The sequence below is a fragment of the Pseudomonas sp. P5_A12 genome (assembly GCF_056400685.1).
Map to the genome: position 1 here is coordinate 1 of NZ_JBFUKU010000435.1, position 3,285 is coordinate 3,285.

Sequence of the window (3,285 nt, forward strand, 5' to 3'; positions counted from 1 at the left end):
TCGGTACACACTTCCGCTACGGTAAGACTGAGTCGATCACCGACTTGATGGCCAACGAAGGCAAGGACTTCACCTCGCCGACCCTGGACCTCAAGGACTTCATCGGCATTTCCTTCACTACGGCCCCGGACGGCAAGCTCTATCAGCTGCCTGACCAGCAATTCGCCAACCTCTACTGGTTCCGCGCCGACTGGTTCGAACGGGCAGACCTGAAAGCCAAGTTCAAGGAAAAGTACGGCTACGAGTTGGGCGTGCCGGTGAACTGGTCAGCCTATGAAGACATCGCCAAGTTCTTCAGCGAAGACGTCAAGGAAATCGACGGCAAGCGCGTCTACGGACACATGGACTATGGCAAGAAAGACCCGTCCCTGGGTTGGCGCTTCACCGATGCCTGGTTCTCCATGGCCGGGGGCGGCGACAAAGGCTTGCCCAACGGCTTGCCGGTGGACGAGTGGGGCATTCGTGTCGAGGATTGCCACCCGGTGGGCTCCAGCGTGACCCGTGGCGGCGACACCAACGGGCCGGCGGCGGTCTTTGCCACCCAGAAATACGTCGACTGGCTCAAGGCCTATGCGCCACCGGAAGCGGCGGGCATGACCTTCTCCGAGGCCGGTCCGGTGCCGGCCCAGGGCAACATTGCCCAACAGATTTTCTGGTACACCGCATTCACCGCCGACATGACCAAGCCGGGCCTGCCTGTCGTGAATGCCGATGGCACGCCGAAATGGCGCATGGCACCGTCGCCGCGTGGTCCGTATTGGGAAGAGGGCATGAAGCTGGGGTATCAGGACGTGGGTTCTTGGACGTTCCTGAAGTCCACGCCTGAGAAACAGAAACTGGCGGCCTGGCTCTATGCGCAGTTCGTGACCTCGAAAACTGTGTCCCTGAAGAAAACCATCGTCGGCCTGACGCCGATTCGCGAGTCGGACATCAAGTCACAAGCGATGACCGACCTGGCACCGAAACTCGGTGGCCTGGTGGAGTTCTATCGCAGCCCGGCCCGCGTGCAATGGACCCCGACCGGGACCAACGTGCCGGATTATCCGCGTCTGGCGCAACTGTGGTGGAGCCACATCGCCGAAGCGGCCAGCGGCGAGAAAACCCCGCAACAGGCACTGGACGGTCTGGCCAAGGATCAGGACGCGATCATGACCCGTCTGGAGCGTTCGAAGGCACAAACCACCTGCGCACCGAAAATGAACCCCGAGCGCGATGCGCAATACTGGTTCGATCAGCCGGGTGCACCGAAGCCGAAACTGGCGAACGAGAAGCCCAAGGGTGAAACCGTCAACTACAACGAGCTGCTGAAGTCATGGGCGGCGAACGCGCCTAAGTAAGCTTTTGTACCGGGAAAGGCGAACGGCACCGAAAGGTGCCGTTTTTGTTGGTGCCTGATAGTCCGTCATCGCGAGCAGGCTCGCTCCCACTGTATTGCGGAGTGCCAGCAGACGTTGCGTACGCCACTAAACCTGTGGGAGCCGGGCTTGCCCGCGATAGCGGACTGACATTCACCATTGATGTTGCCTGACCCACCGCATTCGCGGGCAGGCCGTGAACCACAGTTCGTATTTCAATTCTGGATGTTTAAGCGTTTAGGTGAAGGAGCAGAACCTTCCCACAATGTTTTCAGGTTGTCCGTCGGACGTCCGCTCTCTAGCCTGTGCACGTTGCTGCCAATTCAGCGATCGGGATTGGAACCCCGGAACCCCGAAAGCGCAAAAGTGGCTTTCATGACGTATGCTTGCGCGCCTTGATGGTGTGCATTCCGTTATGGCGGCTGTGCGCGGGAGACTTCGAGTCTGTCGGGTTTTCGGTGGCCCGGGTTCCAACCTGCGTACAGCTGCCACCCCTTCGATTGGAACCGAATGGGTCAGCTTCAGCCATCACACTGAGTACCAACATCATGAAAAAACCAACACCCAATCCTCCCGAAGCAGACGCCGAAGCGGACGCCGATTCGACATCCCCTTACGCCTCCGTCGACACCCGAAAACTCCACGAAGCTGCCGACCGCGCCCTCGACTACTACCTCAACCCCGGCGCTCACATCATGGCCACGCCATACACCCCCAACGAGATGTTCTTCGTCAATCCCAAAGCCGATACCGAATCCTTGCTGGCCAATGCTTGCGAATCCCTGGCTTCGGCCACGGTCATGCTCGGTGACTTTGCTGCGCTGCTGGAAGGCACTCATCGCAAGACTCTGTTGGGGATTGCGCAGGTGGTGATGTTGGGCGAACTGGCGGTGAACAAGGCGCTGGATAACGTCGATCCCGCTGACTGATCAACGGGGCTGAGCAGACACAAAAAAACGCGGCGCTGGAAGGGCCGCGTTTTTATTGAATGGCTAACAGCCCGTTTCGCTGTAGTCAGGCAAATACTCCAAAGAGKGTTCCGCCGAGATAGATCACGCAATAACCCAGAAAAGAATAGCCAAGTATTCGAGCGGGAATGATGATCCAGCATCGCAGGGGCAACGGAAAGCGAGCAATCTCATCTATCGCGTCCGGATCACTTACCCACAAAAAATCATCATCCAATAAAAGAATGGTCGAGATGTGGGACAAACGGGAGGAGCGGCCATAGGCGCCGTCTCCCAACACCCGCCGATTGCGAGCGACGAAGTACGACCCTCTCAGGAAAAATTCAATCTCAGTCAGTTTGAAAAAACTGACGTATGTCCTTACGAGCATTGCCACCAGTGCCACGACAAAACAGGCGATCAATACGGCCGTACACAGCAGTTTCAGATCGCTTGCCGGTTTGGAGACGGTCATGCTTAACCGCTCAAACCCAAGCAAAAGCAAAAGTAGACCGGCTCCAATCAAAGCGAGTCGCATGAGGTCTGCCGGAATCTTCACCCATTTTTTCAAATGCTCCGGAAAAACTTCAGCCTCCATGACCGCGTACGGATCCAGCATTTGAAAATAGGTAATTCGACCTGTTAGTGCACCTATCTGCCGGACCCTTTTCATTCGTCCCAACGGGCCATTTCCCAAAGTTTTCCGATTAATGCCCACAAGATGAGATGCAATGAAGTGGCTTTCCAGCTGATCAATCCGGAAATAGGCGGCAAATAACACGATTGCCTCGCTGAGGAAAATAAGTAGCAGTACAACCCCCCATGAGAGGAGGTAAATGAGGTCAAGATGAGGGGAGGTCACGGGTAATCCTTAACGTTGATCCAAACCATCCCAGTACCGTTAGCGACAAAGACGTAGCCCGACATAAAAATTGGAGTGCCAGGTAAGCCGTTAATTTGGTCGAAGCGCATTACTTACTCAC

3 protein-coding genes are annotated in these 3,285 nt (G+C 56.5%); 2 read left to right on the forward strand and 1 reads right to left on the reverse strand.

Annotation, left to right across the window (positions count from 1 at the left end; all coding sequences use genetic code 11):
- Together AC1DSG_RS29400 and AC1DSG_RS29405 are read left to right on the forward strand one after the other, a co-directional pair.
- Window positions 1–1,337, forward strand: a 1,337-nt coding sequence (locus AC1DSG_RS29400; RefSeq protein WP_477794008.1) for an ABC transporter substrate-binding protein, incomplete at its 5' end; no start/stop codon positions are given.
- Window positions 1,338–1,903: 566 nt separating this feature from the next.
- The gene (locus tag AC1DSG_RS29405; RefSeq protein WP_477794009.1) at window positions 1,904–2,284 is read left to right on the forward strand and encodes a DUF6124 family protein; all 381 of its coding nucleotides are present in this window, start codon (window positions 1,904–1,906) and stop codon (window positions 2,282–2,284) included.
- A gap of 85 nt (window positions 2,285–2,369) precedes the next feature.
- On the opposite strand, the gene AC1DSG_RS29410 is transcribed toward AC1DSG_RS29405, so the two are convergent.
- Window positions 2,370–3,164: a hypothetical protein gene (locus tag AC1DSG_RS29410; RefSeq protein WP_477794010.1), complete on the reverse strand. Its 795-nt coding sequence runs from the start codon at window positions 3,162–3,164 to the stop codon at window positions 2,370–2,372.
- Window positions 3,165–3,285: the final 121 nt, after the last annotated feature.